This is a genomic window from Tepidimonas sp. (assembly GCF_046292505.1).
In the GTDB taxonomy this organism is placed as follows: Bacteria; Pseudomonadota; Gammaproteobacteria; order Burkholderiales; family Burkholderiaceae_C; genus Tepidimonas.
This window is the reverse complement of sequence record NZ_JBKBQX010000082.1, coordinates 1-1,532: the sequence shown is the minus strand read 5'-3', so window position 1 is coordinate 1,532 and position 1,532 is coordinate 1. Positions and strand designations below refer to the sequence as shown.

The 1,532-nt window shown below is 64.9% G+C and carries 2 protein-coding genes and 1 pseudogene; all 3 read right to left on the bottom strand.

Translation table 11 applies throughout. From position 1 onward, the window contains the following. On the bottom strand, positions 1 to 443 hold a 443-nt coding region (locus ACK4TH_RS11785), incomplete at its 3' end, for a TniQ family protein (RefSeq protein ID WP_409626704.1). Next, the gene (locus tag ACK4TH_RS11780) at positions 440 to 1,348 is read right to left on the bottom strand and encodes a TniB family NTP-binding protein (RefSeq protein ID WP_300845263.1); all 909 of its coding nucleotides are present in this window, start codon (positions 1,346 to 1,348) and stop codon (positions 440 to 442) included. The genes ACK4TH_RS11780 and ACK4TH_RS11785, both read right to left, overlap by 4 nt. Before the next feature lie 2 nt (positions 1,349 to 1,350). Further along, positions 1,351 to 1,532: pseudogene (locus ACK4TH_RS11775) on the bottom strand (transposase); the annotation flags it as partial.

Genomic DNA, 1,532 nt, shown 5'->3' with positions numbered 1-1,532 from the left:
TTGCTCGGGCGCGATCGGCTGCTGCAGGATGGTGGTCGCGCTCTTGAAGTCGCAGGACGGCGTGGGCTGCTCGGCAGCCAGGCACGCCAGCGTGTGATGGATCGCGCCTTGCGCTTGGGCAGCAGCAGCGAGCATTGGAACGCATAGGTTTCCAGAGCCGCAGGCACCGAATCGTCGAGGCTGTCGATCAGCCAGGGCACCCAGCCGGCCAGGTTCATGCCGCGCAACCGTTCCAACTCAATGCCGCTGCGCTGGGCAAGCGCCGTCAACAAGGATAAGGGTGGCGCTGTATCCAGATCGTCGAGCTGGTCATGACCAAGATCGTGTGCCAGCAGCTCGTGCACGTCCATCCGATAGCAGGCGGCGACCCGGTTGAGCCATGAGGACAGGGCTTCGCCTTCCCCGGGTGCCGGATGCAGCGGCCAGCGCGGCGCAGGCTTCACATCAGTTCCCGCTCGAATTGGCGTCGCCGCTCGCTGGGACCGGTGTAGTCGGCCATGCTCAAGGTGCGCGGGTTGATCGCCTCCTCGCCGCTCTCCACGGCGGCGATGGCCGCTGTCATCAGCAAATGCGCCAGCTCGCCGATGGTGCCCTCGCTACGGGTGAGCAGGTAACGAGCCATATCCGGCGTGGCAATCGGCGAGGGCCGGCGCAGTGGAAGCGAAGCCGCAAAGCTGGCCAGTAGCGAGTAGCAGTCCTCATTGGCCTCCCACAGCGGCAGCAGCATCGGCTCGAAGCGGTTTTCCAGTTGATCGTCCGAGCGAATGGCGAGATACGCCTCGCGCGTGCCGACGCCGACCAGCGGAATGCGCAGCTCGTTGCCGAGAAAACGCAGCAGGTTGAGGAATTCCCGCCGGTTGACGCTGTTGCCAGCCAGGACGTTGTGCAGCTCGTCAATCACCAGTATGCGCACGCCGACCTTGCGCAGCAGGGCCAGCGCCAATTGCTCCATTTCCGGCAGCCGGGGACGCGGGCGCAGCGGCGCACCCATCGCAGCAAGCAGGGCGACGTAGAAGCGGATCACCGAGGGCTCGGATGGCATCTGTACCACCAACACAGGGATGTGCTCCTGGTCGGCATCGGTGCTGGCCGGGTGCGAGCGGCGGAATTTCTCGACGATCATCGACTTGCCGTTGTTGGTCGGGCCGATCAGCAGCAGGTTGGGCATGCGTTGCTTGTTCGGCCAGGCATACAAGGCTTCCAGCCGATTCAATGCTTCGACCGCACGCGGATAGCCGATCCAGCGGTCGGCGCGAAGGCGCTGAATGCGCTCGTCGGCCGTTAGCCTTGCCAATCCCTGCGACGCCGGCAGCAGGTGGGACAGGTCGATGCTGGGATATTCGTCCACGGCTACCACTCCTCGATCTGGTCGAACGGTTTGGCTGGTGGCGGGTTGTCTGCCTGCGGGTCAGCAACGTCTGTTTCTGGTGGAATCGGCTTGTCCGGCGGAACCGACGCCTTGAGGTGCTGGCGTCGATCTGCGTCGCGCCGCGCCTTGCGCGTGGCCTTCTGCGCGGTGGTCACAATCTCGC